Source organism: Endozoicomonas sp. Z74, assembly GCF_057680865.1.
This window is the reverse complement of the sequence record NZ_JBLYZI010000099.1, coordinates 1-22,070: the sequence shown is the minus strand read 5'-3', so window position 1 is coordinate 22,070 and position 22,070 is coordinate 1. Positions and strand designations below refer to the sequence as shown.

Here is a 22,070-nt window from a genome sequence, read left to right as displayed (position 1 = left end):
GATTAGTATGAATCATAAGGGTTACCTTTTTACGATTTAGATTTCAGTGATTTCACCCTCTATCTAAATCGGTAACCCTTCCCTTTTTTGAAGAGGGAATTGTCAGATCAGATCTGAACTAATGCAGATAATTGCCTTCCTGATAATCGACAATAGCCTCATTACGATGAATGGGCAGCTCACTGGTTTTACGAGCACTGTAATCTTTTGCCGCCTTATAATAGTTATGACCTCCCGCAAGAAAACCATAAAAGTAATCAAAGTTTCTATTCCATGGCCTGAATTTTTCTCCAGATCCAAAGTGCCATTTACCAATAGCACCTGTACGATAGCCGTCGGCTTTCATCGCATCCTGAAGCATAGGCTGATTGGTTGGAAAACCCTTGACCGCACCACGCCCAAAATTACCCCAAATTCCCAGGCGATCTTGGTAACGGCCACTGATCAGTCCGGCACGAGATGGCCCGCATACGGATGAACTGACATAACCCTGGGTAAAGTGTGTCCCTCCAGAGGCTAAGACATCAATGTGAGGGGTGTAGATATCCTCCGCCCCCATAAAGCTAACGTCATCGTAACCCATATCATCGGTCAAAATGATAATAAAATTGGTTTTCTCCTCTGCAGCCTTGGGTGTATCCATTGCTGAAACAGGTACAGAAGAAGCAGACATAGCAGCCAGAAGACACAAAGCAGAGGCTATTTTTTTTACTTTCATTAAAACCCTTAGCGAAAATATTCGCAGAACTTATTTTCAGTAGAAACGATTCGACAAATAATATCATCCTTTTCAACATCTACTCATGTTTTAAGTCAACTCGAGATCAAAAAAAGGAAAAACTGGACGGCTCCTCAAGCAATGAGAAGGTCGTCAACATAAAGCTCAACTCTAAAGAGGCAAGCGTTACGCCAACACCTTCAATAATGAATAATGACCTGGATCAAAAAACCACCAGAGCAAAATCTGTACAGTTCGCTACCACTGGCTAATTACTGACCGGATTCTTCCCCCCATGAATCAAACCATTGCACAATCCATTCCCCTGGAAAATGCCATCTCCCGTAAATGGGATAAACGCGACACAGAGTGGATGCTGGCCCTGTTCGGCACCGCCATTGGTGCCGGTGTATTATTTCTTCCAATTAATGCTGGACTCGGTGGCATCTGGCCACTGATTCTGATGACCGTCCTGATTGGCCCCATGACCTTTCTGGCTCACCGTGGCCTGAACCGCCTGTGCCTGTCTTCAAAAAATCCCAATGGGGATATTACTGAAACCGTCACCGAGCACTTTGGCCAGAAAGCCGGTGCCCTGATCACCTTTGGTTACTTTGCTTCAATCTATCCGATTCTGCTGATTTACGGCATTGGCATCACCAACACCGTCAGCTCACTGCTGGTCAACCAGCTGGGCATGGAAGAACCCAACCGAGCCCTGCTCAGTTTTGTTCTGGTTGCCGGACTGGTGGCCGTAATGGTAGCGGGCCAGAAAACCGTTCTGAAAGTCACCAATACCATTGTCTACCCTCTGATCCTGGTACTGTTCGGTACCTCTCTTTATCTGATTCCCCAGTGGAGTACGGCCCAGTTTGAAGCCAGCGTATCAGCGGCTGACTTTATCAAAACCGTTTTCCTGACGATCCCTGTGCTGGTGTTTGCCTTTAACCACTCACCGGCAGTGTCATCCTTTTCCTCTTCCTACCGGAAAGAGCACGGCAATAACGCTGAGGAACGTACCAGCAGAACCCTGATGCGCACGACCATGATGCTGGTAGGCTTCACCATGTTCTTTGTCTACAGCTGCGTACTGACCCTGTCTCCTGCTGAGCTGCTGCAAGCCAAAGCCGCCAACCTGCCCATCCTGTCGGTGTTTGCCGAGCGCACAGACAACCACCTGTTTGCCTGGCTGGCCCAGATCGTTGCTATCGTCGCCATCAGCTCTTCCTTCTTCGGCCACTACATGGGCACCCGCGAAGGTCTTCAGGGCATGATCGTCAATCGCGCCAAAGCCAAAGGCAAAGCGGTTAACCTGAAGGCCCTGGATAAAGGCATCATTGTCTTTATTACCCTGAGCGTCTGGGCCGTTGCCTACGCCAATGTCAGCGTAATGGGGCTGATCGAGTCCCTGGTGGCGCCCATCCTGGCCATGATTCTGTTTATCCTCCCGGTCATTGCCGTCAAGAAAGTACCTGCCATGCGCAAGTACGAGTCCAAAGCCAACCTGTTCACCCTGGTCATGGGCATCATCGCCATTACCGGCTTTATCACCTCGCAACTGATCTGATCACAAAGCGACATATACGTTTTCAGCTTCGGAAAACCGGGAGTGGTCATGCCACTCCCGTAATACATACCAACCCGCAGAACTGGCAGAATACAGCGCAATTTAGTCACGAATAATGTTCCCTTTTCTCCTTATCAGAAAGGCTCTGAAAAAGAGGACATTATCCCTGAACAGATTCAACGCTCATTCATCCTTATTGACCCATCTCTCTCTTTGGGCTCAGCAGGTATCGGGAAGTAGTGACAATATGCTAAGCATTTTTGATATCTTCAAAACGGGCATCGGCCCTTCCAGCTCCCACACCGTAGGCCCCATGTGGGCAGGCCAGCGATTCCTTGGTGAACTTGAACAAAAGGGCATCCTTTCCAGCATTGCTTCAGTCCGTGTCGGACTTTATGGCTCACTGGCCCTGACCGGTGTTGGCCACGGCACCGATAAAGCAACTCTGCTGGGTCTGGCTGGCTACCGCCCGGACACCATCGACCCCGACGAAGCCGATCGCATCTTTGAAGACATTAAAGAAAACAAGCGACTGCAGCTGGCCGGAAAACACACCATCGACTTTGACTATGACTCCCAGCTGATTTTCCATAACGGCGAAACCCTGCCTGAACACCCCAACGGCATGCGGATTTTTGCCGCTGACACTAATGGCATTGTCGTTTACTACAAATCCTACCTGTCCATCGGCGGCGGCTTTGTGGTCTGTGCCGATGAATTTAACCAGAACCAGGCAGAGGGCAGCAAGGAAACAACGGAAGCCATTCCCTATCCATACACCAATGCCGCAGAGCTGCTGACCCAGTGCAAGGAAAATGGGCTGACCATTGCCCAGCTGACCATAGAAAATGAAAAGGCACGCCACCAAGGCAGCCTAGAACAGGTCAACCGCAAAATTGATGAGATCTGGGACGTGATGCGTTGCTGCATTGACCGAGGCCTGCGAATGGAAGGCACCTTGCCGGTGAGCGGATTGAAACGCCGGGCTGCGGATATGCACCGCCACCTGACCGCCAGCCCGGAAGCCATGCTGATGGACCACTTCGCCATCATGGACTGGGTGACCCTGTTTGCCATGGCGGTGAATGAAGAAAATGCCTGTGGTGGCCGGGTTGTGACCGCACCCACCAATGGCGCCGCCGGGGTTATTCCTGCGACACTGGCCTACTACACCCGGTTTATCTCCCGCAACAATCAGCAGGGCATCCGCGACTTTATCGCCACCGCCGCCGCCATTGGCGCCCTGATTAAAATGAACGCCTCCATTTCCGGCGCGGAAGCCGGTTGCCAGGCAGAAGTGGGCTCTGCCTGCTCCATGGCAGCCGCTGCACTGGTAGCGGTTCAGGGCGGCACCATTGAACAGGTGGAAAATGCCGCTGAAATCGGCATGGAACATCATCTGGGCATGACCTGTGATCCCATTGCCGGACTGGTACAGATTCCATGTATTGAGCGCAACGGCATGGCTGCTATCAAAGCCATCACCGCCTCAAGACTGGCCATGCGGGGAGACGGTAATCACGCCGTTTCACTGGACAGTTGCATTGAAACCATGTATCAGACCGGTCTCGACCTGCAGGCCAAATACCGGGAAACCTCCCAGGGCGGCCTGGCCATCTATGCCAGAGAACAGGTCCATACACCCGCCTGCTAATTCCTTACCTTAGCTTTGTTGACCCACAAAAAAAACGCCGGAGATCTCTTCGGCGTTTTTATATTATCTGCTGCAACTACAAGACTGCAACAGTGGCCGAACAAGTATTACCCAGCCATCTCCAGCAGCAGCTTGTTCAACCGCTGAACATAAGTGGCCGGGTCATCCAGCTGACCACCTGCGGCCAGATTGGCCTGATCAAACACCACCCGGGTCAGATCCGCAAAACGGTCCTCGTCCGCTTCCTGATCCAGGCGGGTGATCAGCGGATGCTCGGGGTTAATTTCAAAAATCGGCTTGGACTCCGGCATGGACTGACCGGCCGCTTCCATAATCCGGCGCATCTGCAGACCCATATCCTGCTCTCCCACCACCAGGCAGGCCGGGGAGTCGGTCAGGCGATGAGTCACCCGGACTTCCTCCACATCGTCCCCCAGTGAATCCTTGATGCGCTTGACCAGATCTTCGCTCTCTTTGGCGGCGTCTTCCTGGGCCTTCTTCTCTTCTTCAGAGTCCAGAGAGCCCAGATCCAGGTCGCCACGACCAATGTCCGCGAAGGACTTACCATCAAACTCATTCAGATGGGACATCAGCCACTCATCCACCCGGTCTGACAACAGCAACACTTCCAGCCCTTTCTTGCGGAACACTTCCAGGTGAGGACTGTTGGCTGCAGCTTTCGGGGTTTCTGCCGTGATGTAGTAAATCTTGTCCTGGCCTTCCTTCATCCGGGAGACGTAGCCTTCCAGGGACTGATCCTGGCCAGCACCTTTGCTCTCAGTGGTAGCGAAGCGGAGCAGTTTGGCAATTTTCTCACGGTTGGAGAAATCTTCAGCGGGGCCTTCCTTCAGAACCTGGCCAAACTCTTTCCAGAATTCAGAGTACTGGGCTTCCTCTTTCTTGGCCATTTTCTCCAGCATGTCCAGCACCCGCTTGGTGAGCGCGGTTTTCATGCTGTCTACCGCCGGATCTTTCTGGAGAATCTCACGGGAAACGTTCAGGGACAGATCGTTAGAGTCCACCACCCCTTTAATAAAGCGCAGGTACATGGGCAGGAACTCGTCCGCCTGATCCATGATGTACACCCGCTGAACGTAAAGCTTCAGCCCTTTCTGCATATCCCGGTTATACAGGTCAAAGGGGGCCTTGGCGGGAATAAACAGCAGGCTGTTGTATTCCAGCTTGCCTTCTACCCGGTTATGGCTCCACTTCAGGGGATCCGCAAAATCGTGGCTGATGTGCTTGTAAAACTCCTTGTACTCTTCCTCTGTGATGTCACTGCGTGAGCGGGTCCATAAGGCCTTGGCGGTGTTGACGGTCTCCCACTCCGGAGCCTTCTCCTCCTCTTGCTCCTTGCCCTCTTCATCCATTGCGGGCATGGCTTCCTTGAGCATCAGGATCGGCATGGAAATATGATCAGAATACTTGCGGATAATGTTGCGCAGGCGCCAGCCATCGGCAAACTCTTCAGCATCCGCCTTCAGGTGCAGGGTGATTGCGGTGCCACGCTTGTCCATCCCGATGGTTTCCACAGTAAACTCGCCGGAACCGTCTGACACCCAGCGCACGCCCTCTTCTGCATCAGCCTTGCGGGTTTCAACGGTAACCTTGTCCGCCACAATAAAGGCGGAATAGAAACCGACACCAAACTGCCCGATCAGCTGGGAGTCCTTCTGCTGGTCACCGGTCAGATTCTTGAGGAAGTCAGCGGTGCCGGATTTGGCGATGGTCCCCAGGTGGGCTACCACGTCCTCACGGTTCATCCCGATACCATTGTCAGAAATGGTCACGGTCTTCGCTTCTTTGTCAAAATCCACCCGGATTTCAAGGTTCGGGTCGCTGTCCAGCAGACCTTCTTTGTGCAGCGCCTCAAAGCGCAGCTTGTCCGCGGCATCCGAGGCGTTGGAGATCAGCTCCCGCAGAAAGATTTCACGATTGGAGTACAGGGAGTGGATCATCAGGTGCAGCAGCTGCTTCACCTCAGTCTGAAAACCCAGAGTTTCTTTTTTCGCTTCAACTGTCATTGGACCCTCAATCTCGCTTCAATCAGTCATTGAATAAGGTGATGAGGCATAGATAGGGGCAGGCCCGGGGATTTCAACCCCGGCCCGAAGAAAACTCTTTCAGAGAAAAAGTAAAAAGGAAGCCGTCAAGGTAGTGAAAGGGCTTATGAGCCTTTCATTCACTGTACTCCGCCAGCACCCGAAGCACCCTGGAGTGAAATTCCCGGCTGTAAAGGATACACACCACCATCACCGCAGAAACCATCAGCAGCCATGGTTCAATAAACCAGCTCAGTGTCGCCAGGGCAAAATAGTACGAACGCAGACCAAAATTAAAGTGGGTGGCCGCCAGCGTCATAATATAACCGGCTGTCCGGGCGTACTTCTCCTGCTCAGCATCTTTTCCAGCTACTTCATGATTCAGGGGGGCACTGCCCATGATCACACAGGCGAAATTATACAGCCGCAGGCTCCAGGTGAATTCAAAAAAGGAATAAACAAAGATCACCAGCATCACCAGCATTTTCAACTCCCATAACTCCCGGGTGGTGGTGCTGACAAACGGAATGGTGGACAGAACCCCCACCGCTTCTTCTGAAGCGGCTATACCAGTAATCAGCCCCGCAATGACCAGAATGGAAGTGGATGCAAAAAAGCTGACACTGGCCCGCAGGCTGCTCAACAGGCTGGCATCGGCAATTCTGTTGTCTCGCCCGAGCAGACGGAACATCCAGTCCTGTCGGTACCGTGCCAGAACACTGGACAGGCAGAGGATCCCCTTCGCCCGTCTCCTCGCATACACGGTGTATCCTATCCAGCAGACCAGTAGCGTTAATAAGGCCAATCCATCAAGGTAGCTTCCCGCTGAGAAATTCATCATTGGAGTCGTCTTTGCTGTTGTCATGTACCTAATCCAACTCTAGTACATGAGAACTGTTGAAAAATGACCTTCACTCCCCCCTTTTTCAACTCAACTAATTGATGCAAAATGCACCTGAACGAGAGCCGTAATGGCCAGTCTGGAGTTTGCATGACAGAGACACAGTATTTATGGGCCTGGGCGGCTTACCTGGCAGGAGCCACAGGTTGCCTGATCAGCTTATGGTTTATGATCCGACGCTGGCCCACACGGCTGAGACGGTTGATTATGGTGACCATTGCCATGCTGCTGTACCTGCCGGGCCTGGTGAAACCGGACGCCGATTATCTCGGACCCGCTTTCCTGATCAGCCTGTTTGATGGCTTGACCCACGGGGTGGAGGCCATGTGGAGATGTGGCCAGGCCGTGGCCCTGGTCACGCCGGTTGCCGCACTGGTGGCTCTATTCCTGCCAGTAAGAAGAAGCCAACCTTCTCCTGACAACGATGATCAACGCAGCTCCCGGGAAAAACAACCGGCAACGCCCAGGCGCCAATCAACCTCTGGCAATAGCCCCCGCAAAGAGCCGGTTTATTGACCGGAGCACGGGTCGATCACAAAAAAATGAAGGGAGCCCATGGACGGTAAACCTCACAGATCTTCAAAGGATATTGAACGCTACCCATTATACAGCCGCCAGACGATTCAGAGAGCAGTGTAAAACCCATGTGTGAACTTCTCGGGATGAGTGCCAACACCCCAACGGACATTGTCTTCAGTTTTACCGGTCTGATGCAGAGGGGCGGCAACACCGGCCCCCACCGGGATGGCTGGGGCATTGCCTTTTATGAAGGCAAAGGACTGAGAGAGTTCCGGGACCCCAACCCCAGCTGCCATTCCGAAATTGCCCAGCTGGTTCGTCGCTACCCTATAAAAAGCCATATTGTTATCAGCCATATCCGCCAGGCCAATGCAGGGCGGGTAGCCCTGGAAAATACTCACCCCTTTACCCGTGAACTCTGGGGGAAATACTGGACTTTCGCCCATAATGGCCAGCTGAAAGGCATCAAAAACTACCCTCTGAGCCATTACTTGCCGGTAGGCACCACTGACAGCGAGCATGCCTTCTGCTGGATTATGGACCAGCTGCGGGAGCGCTTCCCCCGGCCCCCCAAGCGACAACAAACCGTCCAGCGCTATATCCTGAAACTCTGTCAACAACTGCAAACACTGGGAGTGTTCAATATGCTCCTGACTGACTCCCGGCACCTGTTCTGCTTCTGCAGCACCAAGCTCAGCTGGATCACCCGCCGCGCCCCTTTTGACCTGGCCAGTCTGAAAGATGCGGAAATGACCGTGGACTTTGAGAAAGAAACCACCGATAAGGATGTGGTCACTGTGATCGCTACCGAGCCACTGACCACTAATGAATCCTGGAACATTATGAACTCAGGAGAAATGGTGGTTTTTCGTGAGGGGGAACAGTGCTGAAATGAAATAAAGCACACACAGAACTCAATGCACTTCTATTATGGGCTAGACTCTGTAGCCCATAAATGTGAAATGCGACCTCATATGATAAAAACCAGCTTTATCATTAACGGAAAACCATGGATTAAAGTCCTAGCGATTTCTCTGACTTTAATCCTTCCACAACTTTCTCATTCTTCTGGCTTTCTGGGTGATCCCAATAACCCTGACCCAGACTGGGTTATCTGCGTATTTCCAGATGAAAATAATAGCACCGGCTCATTTAGTTTGAATTTCATCTTCAACCTTCCTTTCTATATTTCTCACCATCAACAGCTATTGCCTTCATCCAATCCTGCATACCACTACTCCAACACTATGGAAACAGCGGGTGGAAATTATCAATTTACACTGTACACATCTTTGTCCACCCCTGTGTGCCTTTCATTTAATCAACGCTTATCCAGAAACAATCAGGATGTTAACGATCAACTTGAAATCAATGACATAAATACACCCCTAATGCCAGGAAGGCATAATTTTAAAATCCTGAGTTTCAATGCCAAAAGTGCGGCCCTATACCAACCTGAACAAACAACGAAAAAAACAGTACTAAGAAAAACACATGAAAGCGCCAAGTCACCTGTGGAGCACAGTCACCGCGTTGATTATAGGGGGGAGATTTCCACTGGTCCTCTGTTGATGCTATCTTACCTCTCTGGCCAATTCAGTACGATATTAGGCGTTAATCATGAGCTTTTTCATTTTTTTTGCTTTGATCAGGGAATGGCCAATGCTGCAATCGACCTTCTTCTTCAACTACTTAACATAAACAGCTCCACTCTATTTCGGATCGCTACAGCGGACAATCCGGAATCCACCTTTGATCAAGAGCTGGAAAAACAATCAATCCTAGGAAAAATAAATAAGCAGCAACTCGCAAGCTGGTCATGCATAAGAGATATATTGGTTGACATGCCTGTTTTGAGGCGGAATCATCTTCTTGACATTCTTACTTTGCCCGTAGAACAACAGGCAGGTCAACTCGGGCGCTTCCTGGATCTGGAACAGCCAATGATCACTGATGAAGAATCCGATGAAACACTGGCCTTATCCCTTCTCAACCTGAACACCTGGGATTTTGTGAATGCTCAGACAGGACATAAATTCAAAAAAGAAAAAGAACTGGGCCGTGGCGCAGAAGGGATGGTCTGGCTGGTTACTGATGAAAAACAGAGACAGTTTGCACTCAAACAAATCACAATTCTGGGTGGGCAGCAAACGATATCGCTGGGACGACTGATCACCCTGCTTCAACAGAATAAGCTAAATTCAAAAAGAGTCATCCAGTTATGGGAGCACTGGTGTGATGGCAAAACCATTTACCAGGTCATGGATTACAAACCCGGTGGCGATCTGCATCGTCTAATTCAGACCCAGCCTGGGCTCAGTCCAGAGCAGCTTCAATACTATGCTTTTCAACTGGTCGATGTGATCGCCAGACTTCACCTGGGAGGTGTTACCCATAGGGACATCAAACCACTGAATATACTGGTCGAAGGTGATCATATATTTCTGGCCGATCTTGGCACTATAAGGGAAATCGAATCCCCAGAGCAAATGGTTGAAAGCCGGGTTGGAACAGTGGTGTACATGGGGGCGACCACAGCTGAAGCAATCGCACTTTCAAAAGGCTACTCTCCATTAAAAGCGGATTATGAAGAGCTGGCTAACTCTCTACTTTGGATCTATCTTCAAAAAGGTGTATTTGACAGGCTATTAAAAAAAGCAAAGACCGCAAATCAAAAAGCACAATGGCTATCAACCATGTTCAAAAATATGGGAATCACAAAAAAAACATCCAATAAAGACATAAAAGAAAACTTGAAAATATGGATTAACCATAAAGACAAAACTCTCTCACAGAAGGTACCTGAGGACCTGTTTGATTTCATTGTGGAACTTCTGCAACACCCACCTCAAAAAATCAGCTTTGATACTCTGACCTCCTTAATGGAGAAAAACCCATTTTTTAAAGAATTTCTAGATGAAAGTGAATCAGTAAAATTTAAACGCAATCAACAAAAACAAGCATATTACAGTAACCAGATTGACGCTCTTCAGACAAGAATCGGCCGTGACATGACGATTCATTATGTTGAAGCCGATGGTGACTGTCTACCCAATGCCATTGCACAGGCATTTTCACAGTTAGGCAGGCAACAAGTCACAGCCGCTGAGATCAGAAGTCGCCTTGAGCAGTTGCTGAGTAAAATCCTGACATTTATTGACGACATAACAAGAAACCCTGACCTGAATATTCAGGATGCCTTTCAATTGCAGGCGTTGCTGTATCAGGAGCTAGAGACACTGACCGGTATCAACGCGGAAGGACTTCGCCTGCGGATCAACAACCATGAAATTTCCATGTCCGCACACCAGGCAAGGATGAAAAACAGGGACAGGGATGGCTGGCTTGAACCGGAGTTCATTCCCTTGATTCAGCAAATGCTGGGCATTAACATTCGGCAGATGCTGCCCGCCCACTCAGAACAACAGGGAATGATTGCTCAGCAATTCGACAGCCATTACCTGGCACAGACCATCCCCGTTCTCAGTTTTTACCTACAGCAGGCCAACCTGATCTCGCTGGCACCGCATCATGAAACAATAACGATTATTCATAATGGTGAACGTGGAGGCGGCGGCCATTATTATTATGCAACACCAACGATTGGGGATTGCCACCCTACCCCTATGCAGCAATCATGCCAAAGCAATCAAAGAGAGAAGGCTTTTTAGACTTGTTGCCAGCTACCTGTGAATAGCCTTCACCAAGGATGTAATTGATACATTTTGCGACAATTTTTCCCCTCCCCGGGATACTTCCCGCCCAAGTTCGGGGTTTAATAGCGCCTGTAAAAACTGGCAACCCTCTCTTACAAGGTGCGGAAAGTTCGTAGCGAACACTCCGGCTAAATCGGTGATCATAATGGTCCGCCCCTTGAGAACATGGAAGCCCGCTGTCACCGGATGGATGGCAGCGTAACAAACCCGCATGAAGCCATTAATCAACAAAAAGTCTCTGACCCGTCATCTTCCCATGAGTCAAATCACACATCAGAACAGGCCCCTTTCTCCCCGGGCTACCCTTCTGGCTGCAGTACTTGCTGCCTTCTGCCTGTTGCCTCAGGCAACCTGGGCCTCAGGGCAGAAACCGCTTCCCAGGGTCACTGCCACCACTGCCGTAGTGATGGCTTTTGAACAAAAACTGAATGCCCTTGGCACGCTCTCATCCAACCAGCACGTAACCATCACCCCACAGATCAATGGCCGTATTGCCCAGTTGAAGCTGACAGACGGGGCCCAGGTCACCCGGGGCAGCCAGCTTGTGTTACTGGACAACCGTGAGCAGAAAGCCAAGGTCAACAGCGCCCGCATTTCTCTGGCGGATAAAGAGCGACAGTTTGCCTATATGAACACGTTGTTCAAGCGCCAGGCCATTTCAAGGGATGAGCTGGAGGCTCAGCAGGCTCAGGTGGAAATGCTCAGGGCGTCCCTGGCGGCTGAGGAAGCGATCCTGGATTACTACACGCTCACCGCCCCCTTTGACGGAGTACTGGGTTTTAACGACGTCAGTCAGGGCATGCTGATCAATGCAGGTACCGAGATCACGACCCTGGACGACCTGAGCCGCATGAAGCTGACCTTTGAGTTGCCGGAAAACACCTTGAGCCTGATTGCGCCGGGTACCCGGATCACCGCCACCACCGATGCCTGGCCGGACCAGGTATTTTCCGGCGTGGTCGATACCATCAACCCTCGCATAGACACAGTAAACCTGACGTTTAAAGTCCGGGCTGTACTGGACAACCCGGGCCACCGGCTTCGTCCTGGCATGCTCATGAGGATTGATGTTCAGCGACCACAGAATGAAGCCCTGGTGGTGCCCTCCCGCAGTGTTCTGTTCAGCGGTAATGACCGTTTCGTCTACGTGATTGATGAACAGGGCACAGCCCGGAAAAGAGCCATCGACACCGGGCTGACCCTGGATGACAAAATGGTGGTGCTGGAGGGTTTGGTGCCCGGTGAAACGGTGATTGACGAAGGTGTGATCAAAGTAACCGATGGGCGCCAGGTCAGCATCACCAATGGCCAACTGGCGGAAACAAAGCCGGGACCGGCCAGCGCTGACGAAGAGACAGGCCAGGGAGACCGCACATGATTCTCTCTGACCTGTCCGTCAAGCGCCCGGTGTTTGCCACCGTGGTCAGCCTGCTGCTGATCACCTTCGGGATCGTCGCTTTTCTGATGCTCTCAATCCGGGAACTTCCGGACACCACGCCTCCCAAAGTCAGTGTATACACCTCTTACAGTGGCGCTTCCGCAGAAGTGATTGAATCAAAAATCACCAATGTGATTGAAGACCAGCTGGGGGGCATTGAGGGCATCAAGGCCATTGAGAGTTCCAGCAGCCACGGCTCCTCCCGGATCAATATTGAATTCACCCCGGACCGGGATATGGAAAGTGCTGCCAATGATGTGCGTGAATCCATGTCCAGGGTCACCTGGCGACTGCCCGATGAAGCGGAGTCACCGATTGTCTGGAAGAACAGCGGCAGCGGCGAGTCCATCCTTATGGTCACCCTTCAAAGTGACCGGATGTCCCCGGTTGAGCTGACCGATTACGCCAAGCGCACTCTTCAGGACAAACTCAGTCTGGTGGATGGGGTCAGCTCTGCGGACATCTATGGTGCCCGGGAGTACGTCATGCGCATTGAGCTGGACCCGGTGGCCCTGGCCGCCCGAAAGCTCACCGCAAATGACGTCAAGGACGCCCTGAAACGGGATAACGTCGAACTTCCGGCGGGAGAAATGACAGGTTCCCAACGGACCCTCCAGGTTCGCGTGATGCGGGATTACAACTCGGTTGAGGACTTCCGTTCCCTGGTCATTCGCCAAGATGGCTCCTCAACGGTGTACCTGAGGGATATTGCCGATATCCGGGCCGATGCCAAAGACGTGGAAAGCATGGCCAAGGCCAATGGTCGCAACGTCGTCACCCTGGGCATCGTGCCACTGTCCCAGGCCAATCCGCTGGATGTGGTCAGAAATATCAAGGCCGAGATCGAAGCCTTTACCCCTTTTCTGCCGGAAGGCACGACGCTGGACAGCACCTACGATGCCTCGGTGTTTATCGAAGGCGCGATCCGTGAAGTGTTTGGTACCCTTTTTGTCACCATGGGCCTGGTCATCCTGGTGCTGTACATCTTTCTGGGAAGCGCCCGGGCCACCCTGATTCCCGCAGTGACCGTCCCGGTCTCCCTGATCAGCGCCTTTATCATCATCTATGCCCTGGGCTACACCATTAACTTGCTGACCCTGCTGGCATTGATTCTGGCCATCGGCCTGGTGGTGGACGACGCTATTGTGGTGCTGGAGAATATTCACCGACACCTGGAACAGGGGGAGCCGCCACTGGTGGCTGCCTGGAAAGGTGCCCGGGAGGTGGGCTTTGCGGTCGTTGCCACCACCCTGGTGCTGGTCATGACCTTTGTGCCCATCGTCTTTATGGAAGGCACCATTGGCCGCCTCTTCTCAGAGTATGCCCTGACCCTGGCGGGTGCCGTGACCTTTTCCAGCCTGGTGGCCCTGACTCTGTCGCCAATGCTGGGATCTAAGCTGTTGAAGCTGAATGTCAAACCTACCCGCATCAACCGGTTGACCAGTCACTGCCTCGACCGACTGGAAAGTCACTATGAGCGTCTGTTGAAGATCTTTCTGCGCCGGAAATGGCTGGGCCTGTTTTTCCTGGCAGGTTCCCTGGCCACAACGGCAGTGCTGTACCCCATGATTCCACAAACATTCACGCCTCCGGAAGACCGGGGGGTGATTTTTGTGATCGTCAAAGGTCCGGAGGGCGCCAGTTTTGACAGCATGAAGGTGAGCATGGAGGACATTGAGTCCCGGCTGATGCCGGAGCTGGGCCAGGGAGTCGTCCGCTTCATGTCTCTGCAGACACCGGGCTGGGGCAGCATGGGTAATAATTCCGGTATGTTGATTGTGGGAATGGAGAACTGGGAAGATCGGGAGATGACGGCCTTTGAGCTGGCCGCCAAAATACGACAACTGACATCAGATATCCCCAATGTTTCAGCATTCCCCGTCATGCGATCCTCTATAGGTGGGCGCTCCCAGGCCCCTATTCAGTTTGTAGTGGGCGGTGGCACCTTCGACCAGCTGGTGGAATGGACGGACCTGCTGGCAGAGAAAGCCCGAACCAACCCTGGCCTCACAGACATTGACCTGGACTTCAACCAGAACCAGCCCCAGCTGGAAATCACCATCAACAAAGAGCGTGCTCAACAGTTGGGCGTATCCGCCGAGGAAATTGGCTCAACCCTGGAGATCATGCTGGGAGGCACTACTGCCACCACATTTATGGAGCGGGGTGAAGAGTATGACGTCTACCTGAAGGCGCCGGAAAAAGCCTTCCGCACCACTGAAGACCTGGCGACCCTCTATGTTCGCTCCCGTACAACAGGCGCCCTGATTCGCCTGGATAACCTGGTGAGTGTCCAGGAAGTGGGGAAGGCTGCCCAGCTGAAGCACTATAACCGGAACCGGGCCATTACCCTTTCTGCCAGTCTGGTGGGCGATTACTCCATTGGCGAAGCTCTGCTTTACCTGGACAATCTGGTGGCAGAAAACCTGCCTGCGGAAGCTGTGGTGAACTACAAGGGGGACTCCCTGGATTACCGCACCAACCAGAGCTCGATCATGCTGGTCTTCGGCCTGGCCATGATCATTGTGTTTCTGGTTCTGGCTGCCCAGTTTGAAAGCTTTGTCCACCCGTTTGTGGTGATGCTGACCGTTCCTCTTGGCATTGCCGGAGCCCTTGCGGGGCTGCTGCTCAGCGGCGAGACCCTGAACATTTACAGTCAGCTGGCACTGATCATGCTCATTGGCCTGGCCACCAAAAACGGCATTTTGATTGTGGAGTTCGCTAACCAGCTCAGGGATCGGGGTCTGCCCTTTGAACAGGCGGTGGTGCAAGCCGCACGGCAGCGGTTGAGGCCCATTCTGATGACCGCTTTCACCACCATTGCCGGTTCCATTCCGTTGCTGGTATCCACTGGCGCTGGTTCAGAATCACGTTTCAGTATTGGCGTGGTGGTGTTCTTCGGGGTGCTGGTTTCCAGTTTGCTGACCATTGTTGTTGTGCCTTCCATGTATGCGCTGATCGCACGACGCACTACCTCTCCGGATCATGTCAGCAGGGAGCTTGAGCAGCACCTGGTTAATCAGCAGCCGGGGTAGTCGGGTCACCCATCAAAGAACAAGCGAAGGCCAGGGAAAGGCTTTCGCAAGATTTTCAGTCATACACTCCATTGAACTTCTGCCAAAATAAAAGGTCCAGTATTCTGGTTATCTCCAAATAAAGGAAAATCACATGCTCTGGGAAATGAGCTTCATTGACGTAAAGCCGGATTTTTCTCAATTCTATGTACAGGCTTGCTCTCCTGTAATCTGGATCCAGAGAACCATCTTTCATTTCACTGTCCCTATCCTGGCCTATATAAGTGACCAGCAACCGGATAGAATTAGCAAACTACTAAGGGAAAGAGCGGTTACCCTTGAGCAGTTTGGCAAATATGCCTGTACTGATGCAGAAACTTTTTTAGACCGAAAAGACAGTGAGTTTATATCGGTTTTCCGTCGATTGGACACTTTCAGTCAGGATATCGACCGTCAGAGAGCCGATATTGCTGCACAGCGAAGCGCCAATGCCATTGAGATTTTGATGAAGAACGGTAAACCCATTGGTATGAATACGCTGAAAGCCACAGCTGAAAATGTGCATAAAGCCAGAGCTGGTTGCTGCAGTACATTAGCAATAGCCGCTGCCTACGAACTGACAGGAGGGCAAGCGGACCCATATAGAATAAACCCGCGCATTGAAGTGGTAGCCCGACTTGGAAAAGGCCTAAAATCGGATTCAACACACTGCATGGTAATTGCTGGCAGACAGATAGACAGTCAGTTAAGCAAGCCAGAAACCTGGGGGAGGAAAACAAAAGTTGTTGATCCATGGGCAATGACCATTGGATGCCCACTCATTGGCTCCCAATACAGCCCACCTATCCAGGATATGTGGCCACCGAACACCTCCATTTATGACAGTTACTTCTCCTGAAGTCACTCTTTCCGAGACTGTGAATTAATCGCTTTTGGAAGTTGATCAACTGCAGCCTCAAATTGATCAGGAAGAACTTTCTGTCCTGTTTCAACCGAAAACAAGAGACCTTTTTTCAGCCCCCCCACAGGCACAAGTTTAAACACAAACGGGTCTTGCATATACCGTTCCAGAAAATGTTTATAATGCTTAATGTTAAAATGAATATTTTGCCATGGATCAACAATCATAATTTTATTATTGGCCTTAAGGTAACAGCAGTTATGGCCAGCCATTTTCACGGGATCAAATACCTGAAATAAACCATACTCCCCTTCAGAATAAGCAATATCGGACAAAACCCTCACTGCCCTGTGCGCAAAGTGGTCACAATTCCCAAATTGCCCACTGCAGTTCCCAGGAGCCTGGTTTTCATCATATAATTTATTAGTGGCGGCATGAACATCTTCCGCTTCAAAAACAGCACGCACATCAGGGTGACTTCTGGAAAAGCCCAACTCTCTGCATCGAGATTCGCTGAATACTATCTCAGAGTTAACTCTTTCAAGAACATAGTTGCAAATTGCCATAACCTTGTGATCACTGCCTTCTGGAAAACGGTCTACGTCCTCCTTCAATGCTTTTAACTTTTCTTTGACCTCAGTCCTGACAGACTCATTCTCTGCAAATAGACTTCGAGCTCCTCTTGAGAGAACTGGCAAACTGGAATCCTCTGAAGCATGCCTGATTTGCAAGCGTCCATAGTACCTGGCCGACATAGAAATATACTCTAATAAATAATCACAGAGTTCATCAACAAAAAACTCCTGACCTTTTAATTTATCCTGAACTACTTTTGCTTGAGTAATGATTTCATCCACCCCAGCCTTGTTGTAAATTCTTATTGCATGCGGAAAAACTTCTTTAAGGATTTGTTCAGTAGTTTTACCTTTATAGGCTTGTGTATATTTATAGACAGCGACCATGACCCCATACACCGATGGTGTCATATAATCTTCAGAAGCCTTTTTCCCATACTCTTCTAAATTCCTATACTTCCCACCTAAAACAACATTAATCAACCGGGTCATCTCTTTATCAAACTGTGAAAATTTATATTGACTCAATGTAAAAGAGCGGCTTGATTCGTCAGACACCCCCTTCTTTGGAAGCCTGCGCTCATCATCGCAATAAAATTGCAGATTGCAAAAATCATTTAGAAACCCTCTGTAAGCCTGTCCTCCATCACCACTCGGCTTAACTTCTGTTTTTCTGGTAAGAACTGATTTCTGATTTTTAATACCCACACTGTTAAGGCCTGGAATTATAACTCCCACGGCTTTACTCACCCGGAAAGCCAAGTCACTAAAAAAACCAACACCGTCACTGTTTCCAGATAAAGGTTCAGTTACAACAGCAGAAAAAGCCCCCTTCAATAACTGCAAAGAATCCATACCCCACCCCCGAGCCAACAGACAAAGATTTTATTAAAATACTGTAAACACCATCATAACGTTCCCTTATTAAGAATCTCCAGCATAATTACTGACTACATTGTCAGAAAATCTAACTTAATGACCTGTAGAAAAAATGTAACAATCGCCCTATTCAATGATATCGAGGCATGGAGAATCTCATTTATTCAATATGTTTAGACCAAAGTATATTAATTTGATTGTTAAGCATTAAAAATGCGAGCATCAAAGCTCGCCCCAGGCAATTTCACCCGCATAAATCCTCTCGGCAGCCATATAGTAAATCACCTGTCCTCCTTTAACAGGCTCGCTGCTGGCCGGATTCAGTTTCAGGTCATTTCCGGTGGCGGAATCGGCCACCCCAAGAGCAATGGCCTCGTAGCGGGTCTTGAAAAAGTGCAACAGATCTCCAAAGGTAGTACCAGCAAAGTCAGCAGGCACCCGGACGCTGTACTGGGTGGGTCCAACCAGGGTCGATAGCAGCTGACTCTGCAGTCGTGAAGACCCTGGATCCTGGGCGGAACGCACTAACAGCTCCATGGAAATATTGCTGTGGCATTCAATCTGGGGGCAGTGAGAGTGCAGCAACCGGACCATATGCTCATTTTCAAACCAGGCGACGATGTGGGCCCGGGTACGGGTCGCCGCAATGGTCAGACAAGTGGCCAGTGTCTGGTCATCAGAGTCCCGGAAAACGATCACCCTTGCCGCCCGCTCAACTCCGGCCCGCTCCATAATGGTTTCATCATTGAGGCTTTCCCCACGGACAAACAGAACCTTGTTAGGAAACGGGTTTTCCATCTCTTCCGTGGTACACAGCAGCACTTTTCGATTGTCCCGCCGGGTATCACCAAAAATCAACTCCACCATTTTCGCCGTGTGTCGGCGATGCCAGCCAAAAATCACGATATGGTTGTCCAGCTCCGAAAAACTGCCCCTGCCCTGCATTCCTTTTCTCCACACGGTAATAAAAAAAGACGACAATTTACCCAGCAGCGCCGCAAACAGAACCACCCCACCAGGCATAATGACCAGAGCCGCCACCAGGCGTCCCCACTCCCCCGAAGGGCTGAGATCACCATAGCCCACGGTGGTTGACGTAGTGATATAAAAGTAAAACCAGACACCTGGCTTATACAGCCCCTCTTCTCCAGCCAGCCACATCAGAGACCATGACAACAGAAAGTGGGTCAGCAACACCACCAGCAACGCCACCCAGCTCAGCTTCAGAAACTGTTGTTGAAAAAAACGCAATGACAGCCTGAAGTAATTCAAGGCATTCCCTCCCTTCACTCTTATCCGCCACTCTTCTGCACAGAGGGTACCATAAGTCAGGGCTACTTAACTCAGCAACTCAAGCCTCCAACAAGGCTTCTCGTTGTATGCAGAATAAATGGGCATAAACACGGATTGTTCATATTCCCGGCATCCCTCATCCTCTGCGCCCCATTCCAATCAGTTTATAAAGCCACGAAGCATGCGACACCTGTCTCCAGAAAAACACCCGGCCATCACCCTGATGATTCTGACCCTGTTTGCCGTGGTCGGGCCTGTGTCCATCGATATCTTTACACCCTCTCTGCCGGCTATCACCGACTATTTTGGCACCAGTGCCGCCACGGCCCAGTGGAGTGTCGGCCTGTTTATGCTGGGCTTTTCCCTGTCCATGCTGATGGTGGGCCCCCTGGCCGATCGCTTTGGCCGGAAGAAAACCCTCCTGGCCGGATACAGCCTTTATCTGTTGGCGACCCTGCTGACCCTTTACACGGACAGTATTTATACCTTTATTGCCGCCCGATTTGCCCAGGCTCTGTTTGGCTGTTTCGGGACCGCCGTCGCACGAATGTTGGCCCGGGATTACTATCAGGATCAGATGGAAGTGAAAATGCTGGCCTATATTGGAGGCTGCCTGACCATTGCCCCCATGGCCGCTCCCATTGCCGGTGGGTATATCCAGGAATACGCCGGATGGCAGTTCAGCTTCCTGGCTATGGGCCTGATGGCGGTTCTGGCTATGTTGGGCCTGTTGGTCATTCCGGAGAAGTACCAGCCCGTCCACTCCCATTTAGCCAAGACTGAACCCAAAACTTCCAATGTGTTTTACGCTTATAAAGCGGTGCTGAAGGACACCCGCTACCTTCGCTTCACCGTTGCAGCAGGTTCTGCCTTTGCAGGTGCTTTTGTCTTTGTAGCCGGTGGGGCCTTTGTAATCATCGGCCAGCTGGGTGTTACCCCCAAAATGTACGGCTACCTGTTTGCCATTGCCATCGCCAGTTATCTGCTCAGTGCCTCTATGGGCCCCAAAGTCACAGAGAAAATGAGCCGAAGCCAGAGCACTCTGCTGGCAGGCAGCCTGCTGCTGGCCGGAGCCATGGTTTCCCTGGTGTCAGGACTGCTCAGTCATGGCCAGTCCATCGCCGGTTACGTGGCCGGTATTGCCCTTTATGAATTGGGTCTTGGTCTGTTCATGCCCCTCTGCCAGGCAAGAGCCACTGAACATATGAACAAGAATATGGGAACGGCAGCCGGCCTGATCTTTTTTATCGAAATGCTACTGGCTACCGGCATCAGTGCCCTGGTCTCTTTCCTGCCGGCAGCAGGGACTCTGTCCCTCTCTGCGATCACTCTGGTGGCAGTGGGTCTTTCTGCCCTTTGCCTGATGCGCTCTGATAAATCCACCTCCCCCTCTCCCCAGGCGGCGTGAATCTGGTAGAGTAGAAGAAGCAGCTTTCTTAGTTGCTTTTTTTACCACCCTTAACACTGTCCAGGTCATTGAACCCAATGAGTGATACCGTTTACATGGAGATGGCGCACTCGCTGTCGAAACTGTCCAAGTGCGTTCGTTTACAGGTGGGTTGCCTGCTGGTCAAGGACGGACGGGTTCTGTCAACCGGCGTCAATGGGACCCCATCCGGGTACATCAACTGCAATGAGGCGGAATACGAAGAGCATCATCCCTGGTCACTTCGCCACGAAATCCATGCGGAACTGAATGCGGTGATCTGGGCTGCCCGGCTGGGAACCCCCATTGAAGGGGCTACGGCTTATGTCACCCACAGTCCCTGTGACCAGTGCACCAAAAACCTGCTGGCGGCAGGCATACGGCGCATTGTTTACGATATCCAGTATGACCGAAACCCTCAGGACGAGCTTTCCCAGTTCTGTCGGGAGAACGGCGTGGCCATTGAGCAGGTTTCCATAAAAGACAGGGCAGACATGTAAAATCAATACAAGAACTTAAAACCAACCCCGCGTTACTTGCCGGCTTTTCCATCACGCCATTCCCCATTGTCATTTAAGTCAAACAGGTCAATGGGGGCACAGTCACCCGTTTACCAAGCTTTACATCCTACACTTACAGGGCCGTTCATTTTTAAACAGCTCTGTAAGCATTGATATATCAGTTGCAGTGCTTTCTAACTCTCTCGCCCTCAACTCATACTATCTTTTTTTCTCCATATTATTAAAATCCGACAACTCCTTCAAAGGGGGTCTTAAGCTGTGAGTTTGAGAGTCATCAACCGGCTCTCCACCAGTAGCCTCGCCCAGTAGTTCAGAATCTCCATTTTCATGCTCCTGGATTGCAGGAGGTTCATTTTCAATTTCACCATCACTTTGGCTTTCAGTAGTGGAATCCTCGCTTTCCCAAAAAGATTCCGGAAGTCCCATAACACATAAAAAATCACGCCCGCCACCAGGAAATACTGGTAAAAATACACAATTCATCACCGGTGGTATAAAAGCGCGTATTTGAACCATTACTTTTTTTCTTATTTCTTCAGATACCCCTTCAAAGAACGCTTCAAAAATGGTGAATAGCTGATCTATCACAATATTACGTTGCCCCCCTATTCCCCCAGAAGTTCGATCAGAACTCTTGTGTTCTAAAAATTGAATCATTCTGATTATCAATCTAATCAGTCCATTGTAAGTTGGTGCCTCACCTATTGACAAACCTATTTCATTCAACATTGGCTCACCTCCTGTTCTGTGAGACAAATGTCGATATAAATTGTCCAGATCGGCGCTGTTCAAATTAAGTGTTGCTCTACCCAATGTATAGAAACTTGATCTAAAAAAGCCTCCTCTGAGAAGAGTTGAGTTTTAAGAAACCTTTTCCACCCGAGGTAACGAGACAGGTATTTTGTT

16 protein-coding genes are annotated in these 22,070 nt (G+C 50.7%); 10 read left to right on the top strand and 6 right to left on the bottom strand.

Annotated elements, in window-relative coordinates; translation table 11 throughout:
• Window positions 1-118: 118 nt before the first annotated feature.
• Complete coding sequence (locus ACNRUY_RS21270; protein ID WP_488113676.1) at window positions 119-718, bottom strand: sulfatase-like hydrolase/transferase; 600 nt, start codon at window positions 716-718, stop codon at window positions 119-121.
• Between the two features lie 295 nt (window positions 719-1,013).
• Between ACNRUY_RS21270 and ACNRUY_RS21265 the strand changes: the two genes are divergently transcribed.
• Window positions 1,014-2,285: an SLC5/6 family protein gene (locus ACNRUY_RS21265; protein WP_488113675.1), complete on the top strand. Its 1,272-nt coding sequence runs from the start codon at window positions 1,014-1,016 to the stop codon at window positions 2,283-2,285.
• 247 nt (window positions 2,286-2,532) lie between these two features.
• Window positions 2,533-3,939, top strand: a complete 1,407-nt coding sequence (locus ACNRUY_RS21260; RefSeq protein ID WP_488113674.1) for an L-serine ammonia-lyase — start codon at window positions 2,533-2,535, stop codon at window positions 3,937-3,939.
• Between the two features lie 107 nt (window positions 3,940-4,046).
• Here ACNRUY_RS21260 and htpG read toward each other — a convergent pair whose 3' ends face one another.
• Entirely contained in the window at window positions 4,047-5,963 is a 1,917-nt protein-coding gene (gene htpG / locus ACNRUY_RS21255) for a molecular chaperone HtpG (RefSeq protein ID WP_488113673.1), read from the bottom strand.
• Between the two features lie 154 nt (window positions 5,964-6,117).
• Entirely contained in the window at window positions 6,118-6,846 is a 729-nt protein-coding gene (locus ACNRUY_RS21250) for a DUF599 domain-containing protein (protein WP_488113672.1), read from the bottom strand.
• Window positions 6,847-6,972: 126 nt separating this feature from the next.
• Here ACNRUY_RS21250 and ACNRUY_RS21245 point away from each other — a divergent pair, with 126 nt between their 5' ends.
• The 6 genes from ACNRUY_RS21245 to ACNRUY_RS21220 all read left to right on the top strand — a co-directional run bounded on the left by ACNRUY_RS21245 (window position 6,973) and on the right by ACNRUY_RS21220 (window position 16,467).
• Window positions 6,973-7,398 (top strand): hypothetical protein, encoded by a 426-nt coding sequence (locus ACNRUY_RS21245; RefSeq protein ID WP_488113671.1) that lies wholly within the window; start codon window positions 6,973-6,975, stop codon window positions 7,396-7,398.
• A 128-nt stretch (window positions 7,399-7,526) separates the two neighbouring features.
• Entirely contained in the window at window positions 7,527-8,291 is a 765-nt protein-coding gene (locus tag ACNRUY_RS21240) for a class II glutamine amidotransferase (protein WP_488113670.1), read from the top strand.
• A gap of 84 nt (window positions 8,292-8,375) precedes the next feature.
• A complete protein-coding gene (locus ACNRUY_RS21235; protein ID WP_488113669.1) occupies window positions 8,376-11,072 on the top strand; it encodes a protein kinase domain-containing protein in 2,697 nt (898 codons plus the stop codon).
• 256 nt (window positions 11,073-11,328) lie between these two features.
• Window positions 11,329-12,495 (top strand): efflux RND transporter periplasmic adaptor subunit, encoded by a 1,167-nt coding sequence (locus ACNRUY_RS21230; RefSeq protein ID WP_488113668.1) that lies wholly within the window; start codon window positions 11,329-11,331, stop codon window positions 12,493-12,495.
• Window positions 12,492-15,590, top strand: coding sequence for an efflux RND transporter permease subunit (locus ACNRUY_RS21225; RefSeq protein ID WP_488113667.1), 3,099 nt, complete (start codon window positions 12,492-12,494; stop codon window positions 15,588-15,590). The genes ACNRUY_RS21230 and ACNRUY_RS21225 overlap by 4 nt, the downstream gene beginning before the upstream one ends.
• A gap of 133 nt (window positions 15,591-15,723) precedes the next feature.
• Complete coding sequence (locus ACNRUY_RS21220) at window positions 15,724-16,467, top strand: hypothetical protein (RefSeq protein ID WP_488113666.1); 744 nt, start codon at window positions 15,724-15,726, stop codon at window positions 16,465-16,467.
• Between the two features lie 2 nt (window positions 16,468-16,469).
• On the opposite strand, the gene ACNRUY_RS21215 is transcribed toward ACNRUY_RS21220, so the two are convergent.
• Together ACNRUY_RS21215 and ACNRUY_RS21210 are read right to left on the bottom strand one after the other, a co-directional pair.
• Window positions 16,470-17,900: a hypothetical protein gene (locus tag ACNRUY_RS21215; RefSeq protein WP_488113665.1), complete on the bottom strand. Its 1,431-nt coding sequence runs from the start codon at window positions 17,898-17,900 to the stop codon at window positions 16,470-16,472.
• Between the two features lie 246 nt (window positions 17,901-18,146).
• Window positions 18,147-19,196 carry an ion channel gene (locus ACNRUY_RS21210; RefSeq protein WP_488113664.1) on the bottom strand — a complete coding sequence of 350 codons (1,050 nt, stop codon included), beginning with the start codon at window positions 19,194-19,196 and terminating at the stop codon, window positions 18,147-18,149.
• Between the two features lie 202 nt (window positions 19,197-19,398).
• Between ACNRUY_RS21210 and ACNRUY_RS21205 the strand changes: the two genes are divergently transcribed.
• Together ACNRUY_RS21205 and ACNRUY_RS21200 are read left to right on the top strand one after the other, a co-directional pair.
• A complete protein-coding gene (locus ACNRUY_RS21205; protein WP_488113663.1) occupies window positions 19,399-20,625 on the top strand; it encodes a multidrug effflux MFS transporter in 1,227 nt (408 codons plus the stop codon).
• Between the two features lie 77 nt (window positions 20,626-20,702).
• On the top strand, window positions 20,703-21,143 hold the full coding sequence (locus tag ACNRUY_RS21200; RefSeq protein WP_488113662.1) for a deoxycytidylate deaminase: 441 nt from the start codon (window positions 20,703-20,705) through the stop codon (window positions 21,141-21,143).
• 219 nt (window positions 21,144-21,362) lie between these two features.
• Here ACNRUY_RS21200 and ACNRUY_RS21195 read toward each other — a convergent pair whose 3' ends face one another.
• Window positions 21,363-21,893, bottom strand: coding sequence for a hypothetical protein (locus ACNRUY_RS21195; protein WP_488113661.1), 531 nt, complete (start codon window positions 21,891-21,893; stop codon window positions 21,363-21,365).
• Window positions 21,894-22,070: the final 177 nt, after the last annotated feature.